The 22,979-nt window shown below is 59.8% G+C and carries 21 protein-coding genes; 15 read left to right on the forward strand and 6 right to left on the reverse strand.

Annotated elements, in window-relative coordinates:
* Positions 1-54 precede the first annotated feature (54 nt).
* Positions 55-1,509, forward strand: coding sequence for a WS/DGAT/MGAT family O-acyltransferase (locus E4A48_RS05425; RefSeq protein WP_142742007.1), 1,455 nt, complete (start codon positions 55-57; stop codon positions 1,507-1,509).
* Positions 1,510-1,605: 96 nt separating this feature from the next.
* A complete protein-coding gene (locus tag E4A48_RS05430) occupies positions 1,606-2,304 on the forward strand; it encodes an OmpA family protein (RefSeq protein ID WP_142742008.1) in 699 nt (232 codons plus the stop codon).
* Positions 2,305-2,458: 154 nt separating this feature from the next.
* Here E4A48_RS05430 and E4A48_RS05435 read toward each other — a convergent pair whose 3' ends face one another.
* A complete protein-coding gene (locus tag E4A48_RS05435; protein WP_039009552.1) occupies positions 2,459-3,541 on the reverse strand; it encodes a LysR family transcriptional regulator in 1,083 nt (360 codons plus the stop codon).
* 128 nt (positions 3,542-3,669) lie between these two features.
* On the opposite strand from E4A48_RS05435, the gene E4A48_RS05440 reads away from it, so the two are divergent.
* The 6 genes from E4A48_RS05440 (at position 3,670) to E4A48_RS05465 (ending at position 11,353) form a co-directional block, all read left to right on the forward strand.
* A complete protein-coding gene (locus tag E4A48_RS05440; protein WP_142742009.1) occupies positions 3,670-3,894 on the forward strand; it encodes a hypothetical protein in 225 nt (74 codons plus the stop codon).
* Positions 3,891-4,664: an SDR family NAD(P)-dependent oxidoreductase gene (locus E4A48_RS05445; protein WP_039009555.1), complete on the forward strand. Its 774-nt coding sequence runs from the start codon at positions 3,891-3,893 to the stop codon at positions 4,662-4,664. Before E4A48_RS05440 ends, E4A48_RS05445 begins: the two co-directional genes overlap by 4 nt.
* The gene (locus E4A48_RS05450; RefSeq protein WP_409976360.1) at positions 4,661-5,869 is read left to right on the forward strand and encodes an efflux RND transporter periplasmic adaptor subunit; all 1,209 of its coding nucleotides are present in this window, start codon (positions 4,661-4,663) and stop codon (positions 5,867-5,869) included. Before E4A48_RS05445 ends, E4A48_RS05450 begins: the two co-directional genes overlap by 4 nt.
* 102 nt (positions 5,870-5,971) lie before the next feature.
* Positions 5,972-9,145: an efflux RND transporter permease subunit gene (locus E4A48_RS05455; RefSeq protein WP_142742010.1), complete on the forward strand. Its 3,174-nt coding sequence runs from the start codon at positions 5,972-5,974 to the stop codon at positions 9,143-9,145.
* Positions 9,146-9,176: 31 nt separating this feature from the next.
* A complete protein-coding gene (locus E4A48_RS05460) occupies positions 9,177-9,911 on the forward strand; it encodes an SDR family oxidoreductase (RefSeq protein WP_039009561.1) in 735 nt (244 codons plus the stop codon).
* Positions 9,905-11,353, forward strand: coding sequence for an efflux transporter outer membrane subunit (locus E4A48_RS05465; RefSeq protein ID WP_142742011.1), 1,449 nt, complete (start codon positions 9,905-9,907; stop codon positions 11,351-11,353). The genes E4A48_RS05460 and E4A48_RS05465 overlap by 7 nt, the downstream gene beginning before the upstream one ends.
* 164 nt (positions 11,354-11,517) lie before the next feature.
* Here the strand turns inward: E4A48_RS05465 and E4A48_RS20445 are convergent, their stop codons facing one another.
* Positions 11,518-11,691 (reverse strand): hypothetical protein, encoded by a 174-nt coding sequence (locus tag E4A48_RS20445; RefSeq protein WP_003467978.1) that lies wholly within the window; start codon positions 11,689-11,691, stop codon positions 11,518-11,520.
* A gap of 615 nt (positions 11,692-12,306) precedes the next feature.
* Between E4A48_RS20445 and xopL the strand changes: the two genes are divergently transcribed.
* The 4 genes from xopL (at position 12,307) to E4A48_RS05485 (ending at position 17,115) form a co-directional block, all read left to right on the forward strand.
* Positions 12,307-14,184, forward strand: coding sequence for a type III secretion system leucine-rich repeat domain-containing effector XopL (xopL, locus tag E4A48_RS05470; RefSeq protein WP_142742012.1), 1,878 nt, complete (start codon positions 12,307-12,309; stop codon positions 14,182-14,184).
* Between the two features lie 979 nt (positions 14,185-15,163).
* Complete coding sequence (locus E4A48_RS05475) at positions 15,164-15,748, forward strand: hypothetical protein (protein WP_099803904.1); 585 nt, start codon at positions 15,164-15,166, stop codon at positions 15,746-15,748.
* Positions 15,745-16,668, forward strand: coding sequence for a Kiwa anti-phage protein KwaB-like domain-containing protein (locus E4A48_RS05480; protein ID WP_142742013.1), 924 nt, complete (start codon positions 15,745-15,747; stop codon positions 16,666-16,668). Before E4A48_RS05475 ends, E4A48_RS05480 begins: the two co-directional genes overlap by 4 nt.
* A gap of 42 nt (positions 16,669-16,710) precedes the next feature.
* Positions 16,711-17,115 (forward strand): H-NS histone family protein, encoded by a 405-nt coding sequence (locus E4A48_RS05485; protein ID WP_142742014.1) that lies wholly within the window; start codon positions 16,711-16,713, stop codon positions 17,113-17,115.
* Positions 17,116-17,138: 23 nt separating this feature from the next.
* Here E4A48_RS05485 and E4A48_RS05490 read toward each other — a convergent pair whose 3' ends face one another.
* Positions 17,139-18,473: a site-specific integrase gene (locus tag E4A48_RS05490; RefSeq protein ID WP_260608069.1), complete on the reverse strand. Its 1,335-nt coding sequence runs from the start codon at positions 18,471-18,473 to the stop codon at positions 17,139-17,141.
* Between the two features lie 536 nt (positions 18,474-19,009).
* Between E4A48_RS05490 and E4A48_RS05500 the strand changes: the two genes are divergently transcribed.
* Positions 19,010-19,732 (forward strand): hypothetical protein, encoded by a 723-nt coding sequence (locus E4A48_RS05500; protein ID WP_142742015.1) that lies wholly within the window; start codon positions 19,010-19,012, stop codon positions 19,730-19,732.
* Positions 19,733-19,796: 64 nt separating this feature from the next.
* Here the strand turns inward: E4A48_RS05500 and E4A48_RS05505 are convergent, their stop codons facing one another.
* Both E4A48_RS05505 and E4A48_RS05510 read right to left on the reverse strand, forming a co-directional pair.
* Positions 19,797-20,189 carry a hypothetical protein gene (locus E4A48_RS05505; RefSeq protein ID WP_142742016.1) on the reverse strand — a complete coding sequence of 131 codons (393 nt, stop codon included), beginning with the start codon at positions 20,187-20,189 and terminating at the stop codon, positions 19,797-19,799.
* A 42-nt stretch (positions 20,190-20,231) separates the two neighbouring features.
* On the reverse strand, positions 20,232-20,543 hold the full coding sequence (locus E4A48_RS05510) for a hypothetical protein (RefSeq protein WP_142742017.1): 312 nt from the start codon (positions 20,541-20,543) through the stop codon (positions 20,232-20,234).
* A gap of 170 nt (positions 20,544-20,713) precedes the next feature.
* Here E4A48_RS05510 and E4A48_RS05515 point away from each other — a divergent pair, with 170 nt between their 5' ends.
* Positions 20,714-21,007 carry a helix-turn-helix domain-containing protein gene (locus tag E4A48_RS05515; RefSeq protein WP_142743104.1) on the forward strand — a complete coding sequence of 98 codons (294 nt, stop codon included), beginning with the start codon at positions 20,714-20,716 and terminating at the stop codon, positions 21,005-21,007.
* Positions 21,008-21,022: 15 nt separating this feature from the next.
* Positions 21,023-22,048: a hypothetical protein gene (locus tag E4A48_RS05520; RefSeq protein WP_142742018.1), complete on the forward strand. Its 1,026-nt coding sequence runs from the start codon at positions 21,023-21,025 to the stop codon at positions 22,046-22,048.
* A gap of 112 nt (positions 22,049-22,160) precedes the next feature.
* On the opposite strand, the gene E4A48_RS05525 is transcribed toward E4A48_RS05520, so the two are convergent.
* A complete protein-coding gene (locus E4A48_RS05525) occupies positions 22,161-22,976 on the reverse strand; it encodes a DUF6216 family protein (protein ID WP_185910722.1) in 816 nt (271 codons plus the stop codon).
* Between the last annotated feature and the right edge of the window lie 3 nt (positions 22,977-22,979).

The following is a 22,979-nucleotide window of genomic DNA, read 5'->3' on the forward strand; positions in this document are numbered from 1 at the left end:
GATTGACGCCCTTCGCTGCGCCATGATTCACTCCGGCCACGCACAGGAGCATGCATGGCCACCAGCACAGCCCGCCGCAAGCCGCGGCGCGAACCGATGTCGCGTGTGGATACCGCCTGGTTGCGGATGGAGCGGCCGACCAATCCGATGATGATCACCGGCGTGTTGATGCTCGACGAGGCGCTGTCGCTACCGCAGTTCAAGCAGTTGGTGCGCAAACGCTTCCTGTCGTTTCCGCGCTTCCAGCAAAAGCCGGTGGACACCGCGACCGGCGCCCACTGGCAACACGACGACGACTTCGACCTGGACTGGCACGTGCGCCTGTCGGCCCTGCCCGGGCGCGGCGGCAAGCAGGCGCTGGAGCGCTTCGCCGGGCAGATGGCATCCACGCCCTTGGACAAGACCAAGCCGCTGTGGCAGTTCCATCTGATCGAACGCTACGAAGGCGGCTCGGCGCTGGTCGCGCGCATCCACCACAGCTACGCCGACGGCATCGCGCTGGTGCAGGTACTGCTGTCGCTGACCGACATGCAGCGCGTGCCGGAGCCAGCGGCGCAACTGGGCCGTGCCTGGCTGAAGGACGACGGCAAGGAAGTGGTGCGCCGGGTCGGCGCCATCGATCGCTATCTGAAACTGGGCGGACGCATGCTCGACAAGGGTCGCGCCATGTACCAGGACCCGAACCTGGCGCAGATGCTGGCCAAGGAAGGCGGCCTGATCGGCCGCGAACTGGCCAATGCGTTGCTCCTGTCCGACGATCCGCCGACGCTGCTGCGCGGGCGCCTGGGGGTCAGCAAGCGGGTGGCATGGGCCGCGCCGCTGGACCTGGACGAAGTGAAGGCGGTCGGCCGCGCCTGCGACTGCACGGTCAACGACGTGCTGATGGCGACCATGGCCGGCGCCTTGCGCGCCTACATGCTCGAGCGCGGCGAAGCGCTGGACGGGGTGACCCTGCGCGCCACGGTGCCGGTCAACCTGCGCCCGCTGGAACACGCGCGCAAGCTCGGCAACCATTTCGGGCTGGTGTTCCTGGACCTTCCGGTCGGCGAGGCCAATCCGGTGCGGCGCGTGCAGCGCGTGGCCGCCTCGATGCAGCAGCTCAAGCAGTCGCGGCAGGCGATGGTGGTGTTCGGACTGCTGGCCGCGGTGGGCATGGCGCCGGCGGCGCTGCAGTCGCTGGCGCTGGACCTGTTCAGCCGCAAGGCGAGCACCGTGGCGACCAATGTGCCGGGGCCGCAGCAGCCGCTGTACCTGGCCGGCAGCCGGGTGCGCGAGATGATGTTCTGTGTGCCGCAGACCGGTTCGATCGGGGTCGGCGTGTCGATCATGAGCTACAACCATCGCGTGCATTTCGGCCTGATCGGCGATGCGCGGCTGATTCCCGACCCGGATGCGGTGATGCGCCGCATCGGCGCCGAATTCGAGAAGCTGCTGTACCTGGCGCTGATGGGCGACTGGGAGCATCCGTTGCGCGCGGTGGACGCGGACGCGTTGCTGCCGGTTTCCTGAACGGGGCGCAGTGCGGCGCGCGCAACGTTCATCCCCGTCTGGCGGCCCACTGTTTATGCTGGCTTCCACTTCATTTCAGAATCGGGAGAGAGCGCGATGAAACGCACCGCTATTCAATGCATATCCGTGGCGCTGGTCAGCGTGCTGGTGCTGTCCGCCTGCGCCACCGGCGGCTCCTACGTGCAGCGCGACCAGTACGGCAACCAGACCGAACAGCAGAACGACCGCACCGGCCGCGGTGCGCTGATCGGCACCGCGGTCGGCGTCGCCGCCGGCTTGCTCAGCGGCAGCAGCGCCACCGAGCGCCGCCAGCACGCGATGATCGGCGCCGGGATCGGCGCGCTCAGCGGCGCGGCGATCGGCAACTACCAGGATCGCCAGGAACGCGCGCTGCGCGAGCGCACTGCCAACACCGGCATCGACGTGCGCCGCGACGGCGACAACATCACCTTGAACCTGCCCGACGGCATTACCTTCGACTTCAACCAGTCCACGCTGAAGCCGCAGTTCTATTCGGCGCTCAACGGCGTGGCCTCGACCCTGGGCGAATACAACCAGACCATGATCGAAGTGGTCGGGCATACCGACAGCGTCGGCAGCGATGCGGTCAACCAGCGCCTGTCCGAACAGCGCGCCGCCTCGGTGGCGGCGTACCTCACCGCGCAGGGCGTGCAGCGCGAGCGCATCGAGACGCTGGGTGCGGGCAAGAAGTTCCCGATCGCCGACAACAGCACCGAGGCCGGCCGCGCGCAGAACCGCCGCGTCGAGATCCGCGTGGTGCCGCTGCGCTCCTGAGCGGCGACCGCCGCCCTGGAACGCGAAACGGGCCGCTGATGCGGCCCGTTTCGCGTTGTGGCCTCTGTGGCCTCACCCGTGCGTCGGTGGCGCAGACGCGTGCGCCGAGCGCGCAGCCAGCGCCAACCCTCGCGGTCGCTACGCGCCTGCCTGCTCAGACCAGCACTTCTTCCTCCAGTTCCGGCGCAGGTTCTGCATCGGTCAACGGCAGCGCGGGTAACTGCGGCAGCGCAACGGTCTGGGTATTCATCGCCACCCCGCTGCACAGGGTGAACTCGGCGCCGCTGTCGGCGTGTTGCGCGGCCAGCTTGGCCGGGCATTGCGCCAGCATGTAGTTGACGTCGAAGTTGAGCTTGCCGACCAGGAAATCGACGAAGGCGCGCACCTTCGGCGACAGCATGCGCCCGCCGGGAAACACCGCGTTGAAATCCAGGTCCGGGCCGACCCAGCCGCCGAGCACGCGGCGCGCCTTGCCGGCCTCGATCAGCGGCTTGATCGTCGCGTCGCTGGCCAGCACCAGGCCTTCGCCGCAGACCAGCCCGCCGATCAGCGCCGCCGAGTCGTTGGCGAGCAGGATCGGCTGGATCGCGAAGTCGCCGCTCTGCTTGCCGTTGCGCAACGGCCAGCTGAGCCGGTTGCCGCCGTTGCGGCCACTGCTCAGCGCCAGCGTACGGTGATGTTGCAGGTCGTCCGGATGCAGCGGCTCGCCGTGGCGTTGGATGTAGTTGGGGCTGGCGAACACCTGGGTGCGGAAGGTGGCCAGCTTGCGCGCGACCATGGTCGAATCCAGCAGCGCGCCCATGTGCAGGGCCACGTCCACGCCCTCGGCGATCGGATCGACCTTGTCGCTGGTCATGATCATTTCCAGGCGCACTTCCGGATGCTGCTTGTGGAATTCGCCCAGGATCGGCGCCACCCAGGAAATGCCGGCCGAGTAGGGCACGCTGAAACGCAGCCAGCCGCGCGGGCCGGCCTGCAGCTGCCCGACCGCGCTCTCGGCTTCTTCCAGCTCGCGCGCGATGCGCTGGCAATGCTCGTGATAGACCGCGCCGGCTTCCGTCAGGCCGAGGCGGCGCGTGGTCCGGTGCAGCAGGCGCGCGCCCAGGCGTGCCTCTAGATCCTGCACCTTGCGACTGACGGTGGTCTTGGGCAGGCCGAGCGCGTTGGCCGCGGCGATGAAGCTGCCTTGCTCGACCACCTTGACGAAGATCAGGGTGTCGTTCAGATCGTGGGTCATGGCGGGTTCCTGAGGAGGGAGAACGATTGGACCGGTGACGGGACGATTATTCCCCTTAATTCGGACTAATCAAGTGCGGCTTTGACGCCTAATTTGTACGCATTCGCCGCCACCCAGGCCAATTGCTCATGTTGTTGCGTACGTTGTTGCCGTTTCTCGCAGGCGTCCGTCGCCCCAATCGACGCGATGGTACGTCCATCGACGCGCTGGAAACCGGCTATCTCAAGGCCTTTCGCGAGTTCACCCCGCCGCCGCGCAGCCAGGCCGGCGGCGCGATGCAGCTGGGCCAACGCGGCAGCGGGCGACTCGGCCGCATTACGATTGTCCCGTTTGCGGGAGTAAAAGTCCCGTGAGCGGGACGCTGGACCCGGAGGTCTTGGTGCTCGGCGGCACCGGCACCATCGGCCGGGGCGTGGTCGGCGCCTTGCTCGAGGCCGGCAGCCCGGTGCTGGCGGTGGCGCGCGACCGCGGCCGGCTGCGCGCGCTGCGCGATCGCTACAGCGACGAGCCGGCGCTGCACGTGCTGCAGGGTTCGGTCGGCAACGATGCCAGCGCCGCCACCCTGGCCGCTGCCGTGGCGCAGCGGCCGCGGCCGTTGGCGGGCGTGGTCGCCAGCCTCGGCAGTGCACTGCGCTGCGGGCGCCTGTTGGACCAGCCGCTGACCGCGCTGCGCCGGCGCATGGAGGCCGACCTGCTGCCGCATCTGGCCGCGGCCCGGCACCTGCTGCCGCTGCTGGCGCAGGCCGAGCGCGGCGGCCGCTACCTCCTGCTCGGCAGCCCGTGCGCGTTGCGCGCCTGGTCCGGGCATGGCGAGAGTTCAGTAGCCGCGGCGGCGATCCGCATGCTCGCCCAGGTCCTGCACGAAGAGGCCAAGCCGCTGGGCGTGCGCGTGCAGTTGCTGGCGCTGGCGCATCCGGTGTGCCGCAGCGAAGCCGGCAGCGACGACTGCCCGGAATGGTTCACCGCGCTCAGCGTCGGCCGCGCCGCGGTGGCGCTGCTGGCCGACGGCGGCTTGCCCGACCAGCCTGTGGTCGATATCGATAAGCATCACTACGCGCATCCACGCACCTCGTTGATGACCGCAGCGCATTTTTCTTTTTCCACTCACGAGGTTTCCCCATGAACCCGATGCCGATGTCGCTTTTCCATTGCCCCTCGCGCGCCTTGCGCCCGCTGGCGATCGCGCTGCTGGCCGCCGCCCTGGCCGCCTGCGGCAGCAAGGCCGACGGGCAGGGCGCGCCGCCGCCTGCGGTCGGCGTCGCGCCGGCGCTGCAGAAGGAAATCAGCCAGTGGGACGAGTTCAGCGGCCGCGTCGAGGCGGTCGAGCGCGTCGATCTGCGTCCGCGCGTGTCCGGCTACATCGACAAGGTCAATTACGTCGAAGGCCAGGAACTGAACAAGGGCGATGTGCTGTTCACCATCGACGCGCGCAGCTACCGCGCCGAACTGGCGCGCGCCAACGCCGAGCTGGCGCGGGCGCGGACCCAGTCCAGGCTCAACGGCAGCGAGGCGGCGCGCGCCAAGAAACTGTCCGACCAGCAGGCGATCTCCACCGAGAGCTGGGAGCAGCGCCATGCTGCCGCCGAACAGGCCGATGCCGACGTACTCGCCGCGCAGGCCGCGGTGGACACCGCGCGCCTGAATCTGGAGTGGACGCAGGTCCGCGCGCCGATCGACGGCCACGCCGGCCGCGCCCTGGTCACCGCCGGCAATCTGGTCAGCGCCGGCGACAGCGCCAACGTGCTGACCACGCTGGTGTCGCTGGACAAGGTGCATGTGTACTTTGATGCCGACGAAGGCACCTTCCTGCGCTATGCGCAGATGGCGCGCAAGGGCGAGCGGCCCAGCGAACGCGACGGGCAGTTGCCGGTGCAGATCGGCCTGGTCGGCGAGGACGGGTTCCCTCATGCCGGCAAGGTCGATTTCCTCGACAACCAGATCACCCGCAGCACCGGCACCATCCGCGTGCGCGCCTTGCTCGACAACGCCGATCGCAGCTTCACCCCGGGCCTGTTCGCGCGCGTGCGCCTGCTCGGCAGCGGCCGCTTCAACGCACTGCTGATCGACGACCGGTCGGTACTGACCGACCAGGACCGCAAGTACGTCTACGTGGTCGACAACGAAGGCAAGGCGCAGCGCCGCGACGTGCAGCTGGGGCGCAGCGCCGAAGGCCTGCGCATCGTGCTCGGCGGGCTCAACGCTGGCGATCGGGTTATCGTCGACGGCGTGCAGAAAGTGTTCATGCCCGGCATGCCGGTGCAGGCCAAGCCCGTGCTGCTGACCACGGCGTCGCCGGCCGCCGCACGCAAGGCCGTCGCCCTCGACTGAGTCGTCCCCCGACTGACGCCAGGGGCGCGCACAGCGTCGCCGCCGCTTTGCCCGCATTCCTGTTCTGCCCCCGTTTCACCTTAGTTTCCAGGACCACCGCCCATGGACTTTTCCAGATTCTTCATCGACCGGCCGATCTTCGCCGCCGTGCTGTCGATCGTCATCTTGGCCGCGGGACTGATCGCGATCCCGATGCTGCCCATCGGCGAATACCCCGACGTGGTACCGCCCTCGGTGATCGTGCGCACCGTGTATCCGGGCGCCAATCCCAAGGTCATCGCCGAGACCGTCGCCACGCCGTTGGAGGAGGCGATCAACGGGGTCGAGGGCATGATGTACCTCAAGTCGGTGGCCGGCTCCGACGGCGTACTGCAGATGACCATCACCTTCCGCCCCGGCACCGATGCCGACGATGCGGCGGTCAAGGTGCAGAACCGCGTCGGGCAGGCGCAGGCGCGCCTGCCCGAGGACGTGCGCCGGCAGGGCGTGACCACGCAGAAGCAGTCGCCGACCTTCCTGATGGTGGTGCACGTGACCTCGCCGAAGGGCAAGTACGACACGCTGTATCTGCGCAACTACGCGCGCCTGCACGTCAAGGACGCGCTGGCGCGGATCCAGGGCGTGGGCGATGCGCAGGTGTTCGGCGGCGGCGACTACGCGATGCGCGCCTGGCTGGATCCGGAACGCATCGCCGCGCGCGGGCTCACCGCCAGCGACGTGGTCGCGGCGATGCGCGAGCAGAACGTGCAGGTCTCGGCCGGCCAGCTCGGCGCCGAGCCGATGCCCGACAGCAAGTTCCTGACCCTGATCAACGCACAGGGCCGCTTGCGCAGCGAGCAGGAGTTCGGCGACATCGTGCTCAAGGTCGGCGCCGACGGCGAAACCGTGCGCCTGGGCGACGTCGCACGCCTGGAACTGGGTGCCGGCGACTACACGCTGCGCTCGCAGCTGGACGGCAAGAACGCGGTCGGCATCGGCATCTTCCAGGCGCCGGGCGCCAATGCGCTGGAGATCCGCGATCAGGTGATCGCCACGATGGACGAACTCACCAAGCAGTTCCCGGACGACGTGAAGTACGAGGCGGTGTACGACACCACGATCTTCGTGCGCGACTCGATCACCGCCGTGGTGCATACCTTGCTGGAAGCGGTGCTGCTGGTGGTGCTGGTGGTGATCCTGTTCCTGCAGACCTGGCGCGCCTCGATCATTCCGTTGATCGCGGTGCCGGTGTCGGTGGTGGGCACCTTCGCTGCGCTGTACGTGCTGGGCTTCTCGATCAACACGCTGACCCTGTTCGGCCTGGTGCTGGCGATCGGCATCGTGGTGGACGATGCGATCGTGGTGGTGGAGAACGTGGAGCGCAACATCGAGGAAGGGCTGACTCCGCTGGCCGCGGCGCACCAGGCGATGCGCGAGGTGTCCGGGCCGATCGTGGCGATCGCGCTGGTGCTGTGCGCGGTGTTCGTGCCGATGGCGTTTCTGTCCGGGGTCACCGGCCAGTTCTACAAGCAGTTCGCGGTGACCATCGCCATTTCCACGGTGATCTCGGCGATCAACTCGCTGACCCTGTCGCCGGCGCTGGCCGCGCTGCTGCTGCGCTCCCACGACGCGCCCAAGGATGCGGCGTCGCGGCTGATGGACCGCCTGTTCGGCGGCTGGCTGTTCCGTCCGTTCAACCGTTTCTTCAACCGCAGTTCCGAGCGCTATCAGGGCAGCGTGTCGCGGATTCTCGGCAAGCGCGGCGCGGTGTTCGCGGTGTACCTGGTGCTGCTGCTGGTCACCGGGGTGATGTTCAAGGCGGTGCCGGCCGGCTTCATCCCGACCCAGGACAAGATGTACCTGATCGCCGGCGTGAAACTGCCCGAGGGCGCCTCGCTCGAGCGCACCGACGCGATGCTGCGCAAGGTCGTCACCATCGCCATGCAGACCGACGGCGTGGAGCATGCGATCTCGTTCCCCGGTTTGAACGCGCTGCAGTTCACCAACACGCCCAATACCGGCGTGTTGTTCCTGACCCTGAAGCCGTTCGCCAAGCGCCACCGCAGCGCGCTGGAGATCAATGCCGAGATCAACCAGCGCATCTCGCAGCTTGGCGAAGGCATGGCGTTCGCGTTCATGCCGCCGCCGATCCTGGGCCTGGGCAACGGCAACGGCTACCAGCTGTTCATCGAGGACCGCGCCAATCTGGGCTACGGCGCGCTGCAGAACGCGGTCAACGCGATGCAGGGCGCGGTGGCGCAGACCCCGGGCATGAGCTATCCGATCGGCACCTACCAGGCCAACGTGCCGCAGCTGGACGCCGAGGTCGATCGGGTCAAGGCCAAGGCGCAGGGCGTGGCCCTGACCGACCTGTTCGATACGTTGCAGACCTATCTCGGTTCCACCTACGTCAACGACTTCAACCAGTTCGGCCGCACCTGGCAGGTGATCGCCCAGGCCGATGCGCCGTTCCGCGAAAGCGTCGAGGACATCGCGCGGCTGCGCACCCGCAACGCCGCCGGCGAAATGGTGCCGATCGGCTCGATGGTGACGCTCAAGCAGAGCTACGGTCCGGATCCAGTGCTGCGCTACAACGGCTATCCGGCCGCCGACCTGGCCGGTGAGGCGGATGCGCGCATGCTGTCCTCGGCCGAAGCGATGGCCAAGCTCACCCAGATCGCCAAGCAGGTGCTGCCCAACGGCATGGAGATCGAATGGACCGACCTGAGCTACCAGCAGGCCAGCCAGGGCAAGGCGGCGCTGGTGGTGTTCCCGTTGGCGGTGATGCTGGCGTTCCTGGTGCTGGCCGCGCTGTACGAAAGCTGGACGCTGCCGCTGGCGGTGATCCTGATCGTGCCGATGACGCTGCTGTCGGCGCTGTTCGGGGTATGGCTGAGCGGCGGCGACAACAATGTGTTCGTGCAGGTCGGGCTGGTGGTGCTGATGGGCCTGGCGTGCAAGAACGCGATCCTGATCGTCGAGTTCGCCCGCGAACTGGAGCTGCAGGGCAAGGGCATCGTGGAATCGGCGCTGCAGGCCTGCCGCCTGCGCCTGCGTCCGATCGTGATGACCTCGATCGCGTTCATCGCCGGCACCGTGCCGCTGGTGTTCTCGCAGGGCGCCGGCGCAGAAGTGCGCTCGGCCACCGGCATCACGGTGTTCGCCGGTATGCTCGGCGTGACCCTGTTCGGCCTGTTCCTCACCCCGGTGTTCTATGTCGCCCTGCGCAAGCTGTCCGGGCGTCCGCTGGTGTCGCATGCGCCGGCGCACGCCGCCGATGCGCCGATCCACGCCTGATCCGTTCATTCCCTCATTCAAGGAAATTCGCATGACCACGACCCAGAAAATCGCACTCGTCACCGGCGCCACCCGCGGCATCGGCCTGCATACCGTGCGCCAGCTGGCCGAGGCCGGCGTGCACACGCTGCTGGCCGGCCGCGATTCCACCCGCGCCAGCGCAGCCGCACTGCAACTGCAGGGCGAAGGCCTGCCGGTGGAGGCGCTGACCCTGGACGTCACCGACGCCGCCAGCATCGCGGCGGCGGCGGCGGCGGTGCAGGCGCGCCACGGCCGGCTCGACATCCTGGTCAACAACGCAGGCATCCTGATCGACGACATGAAACGCACAGTCTCGCAGCAGAGCCTGGAGACCTGGCGCAAGACCTTCGACACCAACGTGTTCGGCCTGATCGCGGTGACCCAGGCGTTCCTGCCGCTGCTGCGCGCCGCGCCGGCCGCGCGCATCGTCAATGTGTCCAGCGTGCTCGGCTCGATCGCGCTGCACAATCAGCCGGGTTCGCCGATCTACGACTTCAAGGTGCCGGCTTACAACGTGTCCAAGAGCGCGGTGAACGCGTGGACCGTGCAACTGGCCTACGAACTGCGCGACACCCCGATCAAGGTCAACAGCATTCACCCCGGCTACGTGAAGACCGACATGAATGCCGGCGAAGGCGAGCTGGACGTGGCCGACGGCGCGCGCAGCAGCGTGATGATGGCGCTGCTCGACGCCGATGGCGCGACCGGAAGCTACACCCATGTGGGCCAGGTGCTGCCATGGTGATCCGTCCCGCAATCGGCGCGCTGGCGTTGGCGCTGCTCAGCGCCTGCGCCAGCGTCGGCCCCAACTACCGTGCGCCGGAACCGGCGCCGGTGACGCTGCAGGGCGCGGCGGCACCGGTGTTCGCGAGCGCCTCGCCGGTGGCGTCGTGGTGGGCGCAGTTCGACGACCCGGTACTCGAGCAACTGGTGCACCAGAGCCTGGTCGCCAACCTCGACCTGCGCATCGCCCTGGCGCGCGTGCACGAAGCGCGCGCCGTGTTCGCCGAACGGCGCCTGGACCAGGCGCCGCACGTCACCGCCAACGGCGACTACAGCCGCGGCAAGGCGCCGGATGCCGACGCCGGCGGTGCACGGGTGCTGACCGAGCGCTACAGCCTGGGCTTCGATGCCGGCTGGGAGCTCGATCTGTTCGGACGCCAGCGCCGCGCCAGCGAGGCGGCGCGCGCCGACCTGGAAGCCGAGCAGGCAGGGATGGCCGATGCGCAGGTCAGCGTGGCCGCGGAAGTGGCGCGCAACTATTTCGAGTTGCGCGGTGCGCAGAAACGCATCGCGGTGGCGCGCACCACCCTGGACAACCTGCGCCACACCCAGCGCCTGACCGAGACCCGCTCGCAACTGGGCGCCGGCAGCGAACTGGACGTGCAGAGCAGCCGCGCCCGGTTCAAGGCGATCGAGGCCGACATCCCGTTGCTGGAAGTCGGCGAAGCGCAGGCCCGGCATCGGCTGACGGTGCTGCTGGGCCGTCAGCCCGGCGCGCTGGACGACCTGCTGGCGCCGCGCGCCACGCCCGCCTACGCCCGCGCGCTGCCGCTGGGCGATACCACCCAGTTGCTGCGCCGGCGGCCGGACGTACGCATCGCCGAGCGCCGGCTGGCGGCGGCGACGGCGCGGATCGGCGTGGCCACCGCCGACCTGTTCCCGCGGATCAGCCTCAGCGGCTTCGTCGGCTTCCTGTCCGGCGATGCCGGCGCGCTGCTGCAGGGCGGCAGCAAGGCCTGGTCGCTGACCCCATCGATCCGCTGGGCGGCGTTCGATTTCGGCACCGTGCGCGCGCGGTTGCGCGCCAGCGAGGCGCAGGCCGACGGCGCCGCCGCCGATTACGAGAAGGCGGTGCTCGGCGCGCTGGAGGACACCGAGAACGCCTTGACCGCCTACGCCAAACAGCAGGCGCGGCTGGCCATCGTCCTCGAGCAGGCCGAAGCGGCAGGCCGCGCCGAAGCGCTGGCGCAGATCCGCTACCGTGCCGGTTCGGAAGATTTCCTGACCCTGCTCGATGCCCAGCGCACCAAGCTGAGTGCCGACGATGCCCTGGCCGATGCCGAGGCGTCGGTCAATGTCGGCGTGGTGCGGGTGTACAAGGCGCTCGGCGGCTGGGGCCAGGACGCGGTGTTGCCGCAGGAGGTGGCGCTGGCAACGCCGCTGCCTGTGCCGGTCGCACACTGACGGCGCGAGCGTCCCCGACGCCGCACACGACCACGAAGAAGTTGCGCATCATCACCACACCACAATGGCGCCAGCCGGGTCCAGGTGGGATGGCCGCAGCACTGTGCGCTATTGCCTCGCAGCGGCGCTGCCATGGTGCGGCGAAGGCGACACGGCGCCTGGGATTACGCTTCGCTGCCGTCGATCGCTTGCAGCCCGTTCTGGCTTAGCGCGAGATCGCCATCTTCGCCTTGCGCGGCATAATTCTCGCGCACCGCCCAAGCCGTCTCCGCTTCGCCGACCGGTCTTGTGGCATGGATGTCCTGCAGGATGCGCAGTTGTTCCTGGGTCAATGACATGGCGGGGCGTCCTGATCTGAAGGTCATCGCCTACCGTACAGACCGACGGTGATGGGCATGTGGGCGAGTAACGGATGTGTCTGCGTTGCCGGTCCTGTGCCCCGGATTGTTGTCTCGACGTAGTCGGCATGGTCCGTCTCCTTGCCCCCCCCGCGACGGCCCCGACATCATTCCGCAACACCTCGAGGACGCTGCCGTAACGGACACGCGCGCATGATTCGCCTACCAGCTGTGCGGCCGAAGGCGACGCTCGGGGCTGCTTCAAGGATGCAGGCATCCGCGGCTGGACCACTTTCATTAAGCACCGGTAGATCTCATGCCTGCTGCTGCCGACATTGCCGGATGGCGCTGCGTTCAAGCGTTGCCCGGCCGTTGAGGCGGGCCATGCTTGCGACAACCTGCCTGGCGATCCATTGCTGCAATGGGCAGATGAAAAAACCGAATTGCCCGGATGCTTGGGGAAGATCGGGTTCTGTGCGTGGGCCTTGGATTCAGGCGACCACCGCACCCACCTAGACTTCGCCCCACCGATCAGGGTTTCGCCCCTAACCCGTTATCCGCTGCGCTTCAGATCGATCATGCCGTGCATACGCCATGCAGCGAACGAGGACTGCCATGCCACGCATCAACCGCTCGCGCGCGCCAGAAACGCCAGCGGAAATTCCGCAGCACGCCGAATCGAGTACGAGCGCAGCACCGGGCGAGCGGACGCTGCCGCTTGGCGCAACGCAACCCCGTTCTGGCCTGCTCAGCGGCCTGTTCAGACGTTTTCCTCGTCAGCGCGCGCGCCATCCGTCAACGCCATCGCGGCGCAGCGATGCGCCCGGCCAGCAACCCACCCCGGATGCGCTCCACCATCCGATGCAAGCGGCGGCGGCACCTTCTCCGCTCGTCCTGGCGACACCTTCGCCTGCGCAAGCGCTGCAGCGCCAGCCGCTCCGGCAACGCAGCGAACCGATTCGATCTTACGAGCGCGTGCTATCGCAGTGGCGCCAGCAATGCGAGGCTGAAAGCTCCAGTTGGTTAGGCGCCTCGAGCTCCATCTACGCGCCGGCACATAGAATCGAGTCCCATCCCCGCGTCGCGCTACAAGCCACTGCAAGGATGCTGGCACGTGCAACGTCTCCCAACGTCACCTCATTGGATATCGAATATCTCCCGCTGCCACGGCTCCCGGAGCAGACGTTCCGCTTTTCGCATCTTCAAAATATGACGATCAGAAGAACTGGACTGATGGAACTTCCCGAGTCCATCGGCGACCTGACCAGCCTGCGGACATTGAAGTTAGATGCAAATCCGATCAGCGCGCTGCCTGCGTCCATCTCCAGGCTAAAGGAGTTGCGAGCGCTCTCCATCCTCTCCTGCCCTGAATTGTCCGAACTCCCCGAGGATCTTGCGATCCGCAACGCATCCGGCGAGCGCGAAGGATTGGTCAACTTGCAGAAGCTTGAACTGTCGAACACCGGGATCCGCTCGCTCCCGCCGTCCCTCCGACGCCTGAAAGAGTTGAAGGAAATAAAGATTGCCAATTCACCACTTGCCGAACTCGACAGCAGCATTCATGGCCTGCCCAAGCTGGAGCAACTGGATCTGAGTGGCTGCACGGAGTTGCGCGAATACCCGCTTATTTCACAAGCGCGAGCGCCGCTGAAGAAAATAATTCTGAGAGACTGCAGCAATCTGCGCTCGTTGCCACATGATATACATAAACTGTCGCAACTTCAGAAGCTCGACCTGCGCGGCTGCGACAATCTGCAAAGGCTGCCTGTCAGTATTTTTCGGCTACCTGCGGATTGCACGATCCTAGTTCCACCACGTCTGCAACATGAACTCGACCGACTCCTCTCTATCCGCTCCGAGCCGACTTCTGCCCTGGCGGCCTGGGCAGCTCGGGTGGCCCGGGCTGCCCGGGCTGCCCGGGAGGCCACGGGTGCATCTTCTTCCGCCGCGACGTCCAGCAGCAGTGAAACGCAACAGCAAGCGCACAAGAGGATCGATGACACCGCGTACGCCCTGCTGCATCTGGTGATGGAGGAAAGAAATCCCTTCGTTGCGGACGCTCCGTTTTTCATTCCGGAAAAGCGCTGCCCTGGAACTCCCACCATGCTTGGTGAGGTATCCTCAATCGCCATGATGCTCAGTGAAAGCAAAACCACTGAATTTATCGAGAAATTGGATGGAATGGCGCAAAGGTTGCGCGAAAGTGCACCTATCCGCAGCGGTGCCGAAGCGCAAGGCGATTATCTGGCCGCTACGAACGATTGGCTGGCGCTGAAGAATTCACATCTTGGCATCCGTGACGAGAATAATAAAACTATATTTCGTGGTGATAGCGAGATCAATGCAGTCAATCTGTCTAAAGCGGTGCAGATGTGGAAGGTGCGCGAAATGCTGGTTCTTGAAGATCCGAGAGACCGCGAACACTTTCCCGAGATAGCGCTTCATATCCCGGACGAAGCGCGCAAAGCGCACGAAGATTCTGTAAATGATTGAGAGCTGCCAACAAAACCGATTGAGCGCTGTATCCGGCTCCGGTCAGGCCTGCATCGCACCATGACAGTGGCAAGTCCTGGAAGCAGTCCGCGCAAATGTGATCTGCGCTTGCAACGCTAGGCGGCGCCTGGCACAGACGCCTTGCGCGATGCGCGATGGCGTGCAGCACGCTGCCGATCGCACGTGTGAGATTGCCGAGCGTCAGTCCATTGGGGAGGCGCACTTGCTGGATGGTCAAATCCTGATGCCCGTTCTCGCGCACCCGGCGCAAGATGTCCTTGATGTCGTCGTTCACCATCGTCCCTGTCCGCAGCGCCTTGAAGGACTCCGATAGTGCCACCGCCATGCGGGCTGCGACCAGCCGGGCGGCGTCGCCTCGACCGGGCAGGGCGCGCACCAGGAAGCGGCACCCAAGTAGCGGACGCACGTCGATAGGCACCAGAAAGCGGGCATAGAGCCCGCTGGCGCGCTTCAACAAGAAGGGTTTGGGCAAAACGATACCTCAAACGATACCTTGAAGGGGTATCGTTTGAGGGTCGTAAATCACCAGAAAACCTTGAAAAATCAAGCTACTTACGCTAGATTTGCAGGTGAGAATGGTGGAGGTGGGCGGAGCCTGTAAACGCCCTCAGACAAACCCTTGAACCTAAAGAAATTTGGGTCCAGCAGATGTGCCTGCTTTGATACCCAGAATGATACCTCGATCTCTGAGTTTTGAAGTCAGGCACAGGTCAATGTAGTGAGATTCCTGTTCCGACTTGGCCTTCGTTCATCTAAGATAAAGGCCGTCGGAAGGGCATAGCCAAAAGTATCATCGCGGCAATCGATGATATGTTGTAACGCGGAATCATCCTAAGGTCGCACGTTCTGAGATTGCATGGAGGCATGATGTGCTTAAAGGGATCTTAGGAGATGGGCATGGTTTCTAATAGGGATTTGGCATCCGTCTGTCGGTTGAATAATCGAAGAGAAGGTTGACATGGAGTTCAGGCTGCTATCAGCGTTCCTCCTTTTCATGGGGTCGTATCTGCCGCTTGCATTGATTTTGCTGGTTCAAGATATTCCAGCGAAAATCTGGGTCATGCCGGTATGTAAGCCTTGGCGAGGCGATGCTTGCTCGTTTTCTTTTTTTGATCATCCATACTTGGCGATTGGCGGCGTTATAGTCACAGCGTTCTGCCTTGCATGGACAATGCATACGTTAAAAGCAGTTCCAAGACGGTTCCCGGTGAGGATCGAAGAGGTTAAATCAATTCCGAATGACTTAATCAACTATGTATTTCCCTATATCGTGTCGTTCATGGGGTTGGCTTATGGGGATCCTTCTAAAATTGCCGGTTTTTCAGTATTTCTCTTTGTCCTGTTCTTGATCACTTACAGGTCGGGTCAAATATTTCTTAACCCCATGTTGATTGTCTTGGGGTGGAGATTTTACGAAGTAAAGATGAAGTTGGTTCAGTCCAATGAAGTGATCGTGGCCCGTGTATTAAAGAAGGGGCTCCTTAGCATTGGCGAAGAACGCGCCGAGGCGGTGCAGGATGTTTATATTATGGGGGATATATGACGCAGGATGCTTTCGAACGTTTCAAGAAATTTGACTTTGATAAAGCCGATGTTTATCTGTGGGTTTTTAAACGTAGATCAGCTGAGAATGAGAAGTATACTGCGCATCATGTCTTGATCGACACAACGCTCAGTGAAACATTGAAGGGTTTTGTTAAGTCTGAAAAAGAACGAATTACCGAGTTTCACCCCTATGGGCATTTGGCCCAGACTAATGAAAACAGTTGCCTCTCGGTTGGAATTAATGAGACAAATTTCCCCATCTTAAAAAATTTAGTTGACCGTCCAGAAACACAACATACAGTTAAAGAGACGAAGGAATTGCGCCGCGCGGTTGGCTATTGTATTAAATTTGTCCATGATGGGGAAGTTGTTTACGCCACTAGGCGCTCTCCCAACACATGGAGAACGGCATACAAGAAGAAGAATGTGCTGTTTATGAACTTCGTGAATGGCGCATTGGAGGCAATACAAGGCGAGGAATTCACCCTTGATCCACGCTTTGATATGTTTTGCGTAGGGACTGGAATACTGGTTGCTAATAAAGGCGGCTTCGAGTCCATGATGCAGTATCGAGCTGGTTATGTTCAGGCTTTCAATCATCTCCAAACACAGCCTGAGTTCGTGGCTTTATTCACTGATATGCAGCCGCTTATTGATCATGTTGGAACGAACGCAATACATTTAAGGCGCATGGCGGTCATCCAAGAAAAAGCTTTGTATGCGGATGCGGCTTTCATCAGTGCACTCAAAACGGTGGCTCAAAAGTATAGCTGGGCTATCCAGTTCGACGCATCGAATAAGATAATACCTACCCCCGAAACGGCTGCCTTGATCATGAAGTTGTTGTTAGACCAGCGTTTGGTTAGTGAGGTGACTCACATCATGTATGATGTCCCAGATGCGGTGAGAGTCCAGTAAGGTTATGTCTATCGCAGCGATGAACTTCTGCCAAGGTGATAAATGAGTAAAGTCAGCCTCGATTCAATTGCAGCAGCCAAAGCGAAACTCGCCGAAGAAATAAAGAAGTTGGAAGAGCAAGAAGCCAATCTGCTGCAAGAAGAAGCAGCAAACGCTTTTCAGCAAGTGTCAGATTTGCTGACCCACTTTGGACAGCACTTTACCGCCAAGCAGAAAGCAGATCTCGCAGCTCAGCTCGGAGCTTCTGCTGGGGGACTTGGCCGTCCGAAAAAAGCGGCCGGCACTCGTAAGGAAGTGGCTCCCAAGTATTGGCTTCCCCATACGCAGGAAACTTGGTCTGGTCGTGGTAGGACGCCACGTGCTTTTGCAGCTTACGAAGGATCGGCGGCTTATAAGGAATGGAAGGCGAAGCATCCCGATGAAAAATTCCCTAAGTTTCCGGGATAAAAAGTAGGCCCCGCATCGCGGGGCTATTTTTTGAAGCGTCTTCTGTTGGATAGCGCTTTTGCGAATTGCCCTGGCGTATAGATCGGGATCTCAATGCCGGGATTGAATTTGGCAAGTGTCTCCGCACACGCGCGTAACTCGGGCGGGCATTCATTCCGATCAATATACGATTGCAAGCCCGGAACCAGCACGCTTTCTGACTTAGAACCGATCACCTTGTGTCCGGTCAGAGCTGCGATTTGGACGGCTCCGACTTTCTCTCGGGTCAAATTTGTGGCGAAGGTATGTCGGAAGATATGAGATCCAATGCCCGTCTCAAACCCCAGCTTTTTCAGATATCGGCCGAACTGCTGGACCATCGCGCTCCCATAGCCCTTCATGTATGCTTCGCCATCGTAGACTGAAATTGTAAGCGGCAGATGCGGGAATAAGCGATCTTGTCCGGTGGATTTGACTTCATCGACGTAGGTCAGGAAATTAGCAACGAGAAGAGGCTGCGCGATGGGGATGACTCGGATTGAGGAAGCGTTTTTAATGCGCTGATTTTTCGTCGTTACGCGGAAACAAAAGCAAGAAATGCCGTCGATGGTGACGATGTCTGAGATTTTGAGCTGTGCAATTTCGCCTGCTCTGGCACCGCTGTAAAGCGCAATCATGGGTGCCCACCATCGGTGGGGCATATCCTTGCTCCATTTGGCGTAGGGTTCTAATTCGAAAATGCGGGCTAGGTCATCTCTGCTTAGAGGCCGGCGAGTTTTGACCAAGGTAGAGGTATCAACTTCAATGGCTATGCCGTTAGCGGGTGAGTGTTCAATGCGTTTAGCACGAAGCTGCTTGTTGAAAAACGCTTTGATCCGCTTGACGTGATTGTTGTAGGTTGTCGCATTTATGGATGAATGCTTTTTCTTTCTGCCAATTTCCAAAATGTCTTGGAAGCTTAAATCTTTGTAGGATTTTTTGCGTCTAGCATTTGGTGGCAAAAATTTATAGCTGTCCAAAGTGGCGCGAATATCGGTGTCTGTGACTGAGGCTATTTGTTTATCGCCAGTGACCGCTAGCATAACACCAAGCGTTTGCTCACTGGACTGAATGTGTGTGAGCGTTACTTTCCTCCGTTTCAGATCGGAAATATATCCCGTAATCTCGTCTGAAAGCATGCGGGGTTTGAGAGTTGGCTTTTCTTCGATGTGGTCAGACTTCCTGTGCCTAGCTCTTCGAGTGAGTGTTTTCAGCACTTTGTCAAAGCACTGGGCTGCATCTACTCCCTCAACAATAATCTCACCGATGACGGTATTTCCGAGGGGCAAATTTCTAATGATGCATCTGCAAGATGTGCTTTGTTTTGTATGATCGGGCATGGAGTTTCCTTCTGCATCCGACACTAACGTCGAGCAGATGGCTGTCAATACCCATGTCGAAAATACTATTTTTGATGCAGTTTGTTTTGTTGCGCTAAATCTAAAATCCCCAGCAGTGTAAGGAGTCGCGAACAATGTTATATAAGTGGGTTAGATTTGTTGCGCTGTTCAATCACCTTGAAATGCGAGCGTTCAAGAGCGCGCTTAGCTCTTTATCGGTAATTAGGCCATCGACATAGAGTTGGGATAGGTGTTTAACCCGCTTGAAGGGGCGAACCTTGTTAGCTTTGAGGACTTTGTAAGTTGTTTTCACAATCTCAGCTCGGAACGCGCGCTCTTCGTCGTCCAGGATAGGATTAGCGAGGTGATAATCAGTCGATGTCGTTTTTTTGCCCATGCCACGTTTTATAATCCGGAATCGACTTCAGTCAAGGTGATTCCTGATCCGGTAATAAGAATCGTCGGGAAAACCAGCACGCCCAACCTGATTCTTATGAATTAGGTATCATTTGCCGCCCTCTAGGAACTTTCAGATCTTGGATACCTCACGCTCCCTTTATCAGTTTCTTGAAGCTGCTTCTGATTGCGCCAAAGGCGCAATTCAATCAAATGCGAGCGCGGTAAGGCGATGCGCTGAGCTGGACGCTTTCATTGAGAAGTCAGCAGCCGCTCGTTTGCAGGTGCCCACTGCGACTCTTCTGCGGTTGAGTGCCAGAGGCATGTTCTGTGCATCGATCAACACTGCTCTCATTGGATACCGTGCAGCGATCTTCCCCACTCTCAGAGCGTGTCTTGAAGCAGCCTGCTATGCACAAGTTATCGAACAGAAGCCAGAGCTTGGCGATGTGTGGGCTAAACGGCATCGAGACCAGGATGCTCGAAAAAGGTGCCGCGCTGAGTTTGGCGATGCAGTCAAGAAAACATGCAAGCGTTTCGGTAAGTTGATGCCAGAAAATGCAGGTCTCATCACTGACATGTATGACTCAATGATCGATGACGGTGCTCATCCTAATGTCAGATCCATCATTCCCTCCATCAAAATGGAGGAAACAAACACACATTTTGAAGTTGGGCTGGGGCTAGTTTTGCCTAGTAGAGTTGAGACTTCACTCTTCTGCTGCTTTGAGATCGGCCTTTTTACATCATGGCTTATGACCGACTTGGATGAGATAGATGAGAATTTTTGGATCGAGGCTGCAAACTTGAACGATATGAAGAACGAGTGGGAGAAGGAAATCCTAGGCGGCCGTGCGGGTTGACGACCTTGTTCAAATTAAAAGAAAGGCCCCGACTGGGGCCAACTTTTTAATGCGTCAATTTAAATTAAAGCTTCAAGCCTTCATTGACGGCTTGTCGAATAAGCTCATACCACTTGTCCATCTCGCGCTCATTTCCAAAACTGATCGTCCAATTCGGGTGGTCGATGTCCCGGACATTCACAGTAATCGTTCCCTCATGCTTCGATCGGTGCCAATGTTTATCCCATGAGCGAACATCCGAAAACTGATAAGCCTTTGAGGCGCTGCCCATTTTAAATTTAATGGATGAGCGAGCTGTGGAAATGGCAATAGCAGTGCGCTTATTAAAATGGAATCGCTGATAATTTTCTTTAAAAACCGCACGCTCACCGTGCAGCTTCAAGACCACCACCGATCCAATAACAATAAAAAATGCGCCGCCAACCAACAGGAAGAGAAGAAAAGTCCAGACCGTCATCGAAGTTCCAAAGCGGATGAGGGGATACCAACGAGCAGGGTCTTACTGGACGCGACCAGTCACCTTCCAAACGCCGCCCACTTGGCTGAAGGTGTAGACACCGTCCATCTCATTGCCGAACTTTCGGCCCATGGCTGTGACTTCCGCACTCACATCGCAAGAAAAGCTGGGTGCGCCTTCTGCCTTCGTGCACTTGCCACTCTTGAAGTCCTCGATCCTGGCGTCGTCGCTGCCGTTGTCTTTCACATATTGCAGAAATGCATGCTCTCTCTCCGTTTGAGCCGGACCGCCTCCTGAGCAGGCTGTCAGCCCCGCAATGAGCAAGGAAATGAGGGAGACACGGAACTTCGACATGGTTGGTCCTTTGCCTTGGGTGGGTGCAACCACAAGGGTTGCAACGAAGCAAAAGATACGCTAAACGTAACATACGGGCAACGTAATTTACGAGCAACGTAGCTTACGTTCATCCTTGGGGCATGACTTCTCCCAACGCCCGCAGTGTTCGTGTCGTCTTCGCCGCCCGTATGAAGAAGCGGAGGAAGACACTTCGGCTCAGCCAAAAGGCCTTAGGAGTGCTCATGGGACTACCAGAAGATGTCGCAGGCGTTCGCATCAATCGATACGAGCGGGCAGTGCATGAGTGCGATAGTGAGACGGCTCAGAAGATGGCTGACGCCCTTGGCGTCTCGCTTGCCTACCTCTACGCAGAGACAGACGAACTGGCAGAAATGATCCAAGAATTTTCCAAATTGACGCATAGTGAGCAGCAAGAGCTGTTGTTAAGCTTGAAGGGAAAAAGGCACATTTCGAGCAAATAAAAAGGAAAATGAAAAATGGATCTTTTTAGTCCAGTCGTTCCAGCTGACAAACTACACTCTAACTTCGTGAATGTTATCAAGCCTTCTCGCATAGGCGAAAGAGCAGTTGTCCAGGGTTGGGCAGAGGGATTTCCTGATCGAGATGGAAAATTCATCAAGGAATTTCAGACAACGTTCAATTCGTCCTTTTGGGAAATATACCTCCATGGTGTTTTTAAGGACTATGGATTTAAAATGGATTGGACAAAAGCTTCGCCAGATTTCCATTTGATAACTGCAAATGGTGAAGTCATTGTGGAGGCGGTGACTGCAAACGCTTCAAGCGGCTCTATCGCTGAATGGGAGAAAAAAGCGCCGATGACGAAAGAGGTTCTGGACAAGAATTTTTGGCCCCTTAATAGAGAGGCAATGATTAGATTGTCCAACGCACTTTCAAAAAAATCGCGCAAATACACCGATGTCTATTCAAAGCTTCCTCATGTTAAAGGGAAGCCATTTGTCATTGCTGTTGCACCTTTCGAACAGCCGGATTTTCAGTTTCAATATGATCGGCCTATTCGCGCACTCCTTTATGATGATTATGTTGACGAAACTGCCTTTTTGAAAGAGCCCCACCTGTATCCGAACGGCCCACCTAGCGTGGCACTGGGTTCAATCGAGAAAGATAACGGAGCCACCATTGATTTAGGTATTTTCTTAGATGACCAATGGGAGGAAGTTAGCGCCGTTATTTTCTCCTGTGCAGCAACATGGGGAAAGGCGGTTGCTATGTCTAGTCATCCTGCTTTGGGCTTCATCAATACAACTTGGGGAGGACCAAAAGGGCCTTATCCGCAAAGCGCCTCAATAGGTAAGCCTTCGGAGAAAATAACGGATGGGTTGCAGATTTTTCACAATCCTTACGCTAAATATCCGTTAGATCCTGCTGTATTGAGAGGGCCACGTGTGGTTCAACACTATCAAATTGCAGAGGGCTATGTGCATGAAAATCACGACAACTGTCTTCAATTTAGAAATACTTTTTCCATAAATCTAAAATAAGCCGTCAATTTTCCTAGTTGCAATTTTAGATTTTCAAGCGCGTCGTGTTGATGAGGAGGAACACCTCCTCATCTCTTTGTTTTGAAGCGCTGGCACAAGCGCCGAAGCGTCACTATTCGCCTGTGCTTACTTGAAGCTCTTCAAGAAGGGCTTTGAGAATATTCGCAGAGATCAGCTCTCTGAATATGGTATAGAAGAACCAAGCGCACCATAGTGAGATGACGAAGGCGAACAGCGATGCATTACGTTGCTTAGGCACTTCTTTTGCTAAATGCGATTTGAGAATGGGATCTGCCCAGACGTCGCAAAGAATTTTAAGGTCTCTTGGATCGAATGTTGGAGGGACGACTTGTTTGTCGGCGGTGTTTTTGCATTGTTCGATCGTTAATACATCGCTTTTGGTTGAGAGAAGCCCCAGAGTCTTCGCCTCATTTTCTGAAATGAAAAGGTTCGTATCTGTCTCTTTTAAGGTGACTAACAGTCTGTCCTGGGTGGCAATCGTGCCTAGGATGGCTGCGAGAAGAATAGACCCCACGAATGCGATAGATGGCAAAATCAACCACCACTTAGAATGAACTCTTTTGGGGTGAATGACGTGGGTTTTGAGGTCAAACGCCCAGCCTGCGTGTCCAATCAATTTTAGCGGGATATTGTGTAAGTCCGCGAATCCAATCAGGGCTTTGGCGTCTTTTAGCGTCTGGACGCGAATATGGTGTTCCATTCGAAACGCAGCCAAAGCAGAATGGTCTGCCAAATTTTTGCGAATGACCGTGTCTTCAATGTCGTCTTTGCTGATAAATAATCGCAAGACACGGGTATTGATAGGATGAAGAGAGCCTGAGCGCCAGCATGTAAATGCAGCTGCCAACAGAAAAACGATGATAGAGCCAGCTGCGATTTCGCCTGTTAAAAATTTAAGCCATTCCATTTT

The sequence above is a fragment of the Xanthomonas translucens pv. cerealis genome (genome assembly GCF_006838285.1).
In the GTDB taxonomy this organism is placed as follows: Bacteria; Pseudomonadota; Gammaproteobacteria; order Xanthomonadales; family Xanthomonadaceae; genus Xanthomonas_A; species Xanthomonas_A cerealis.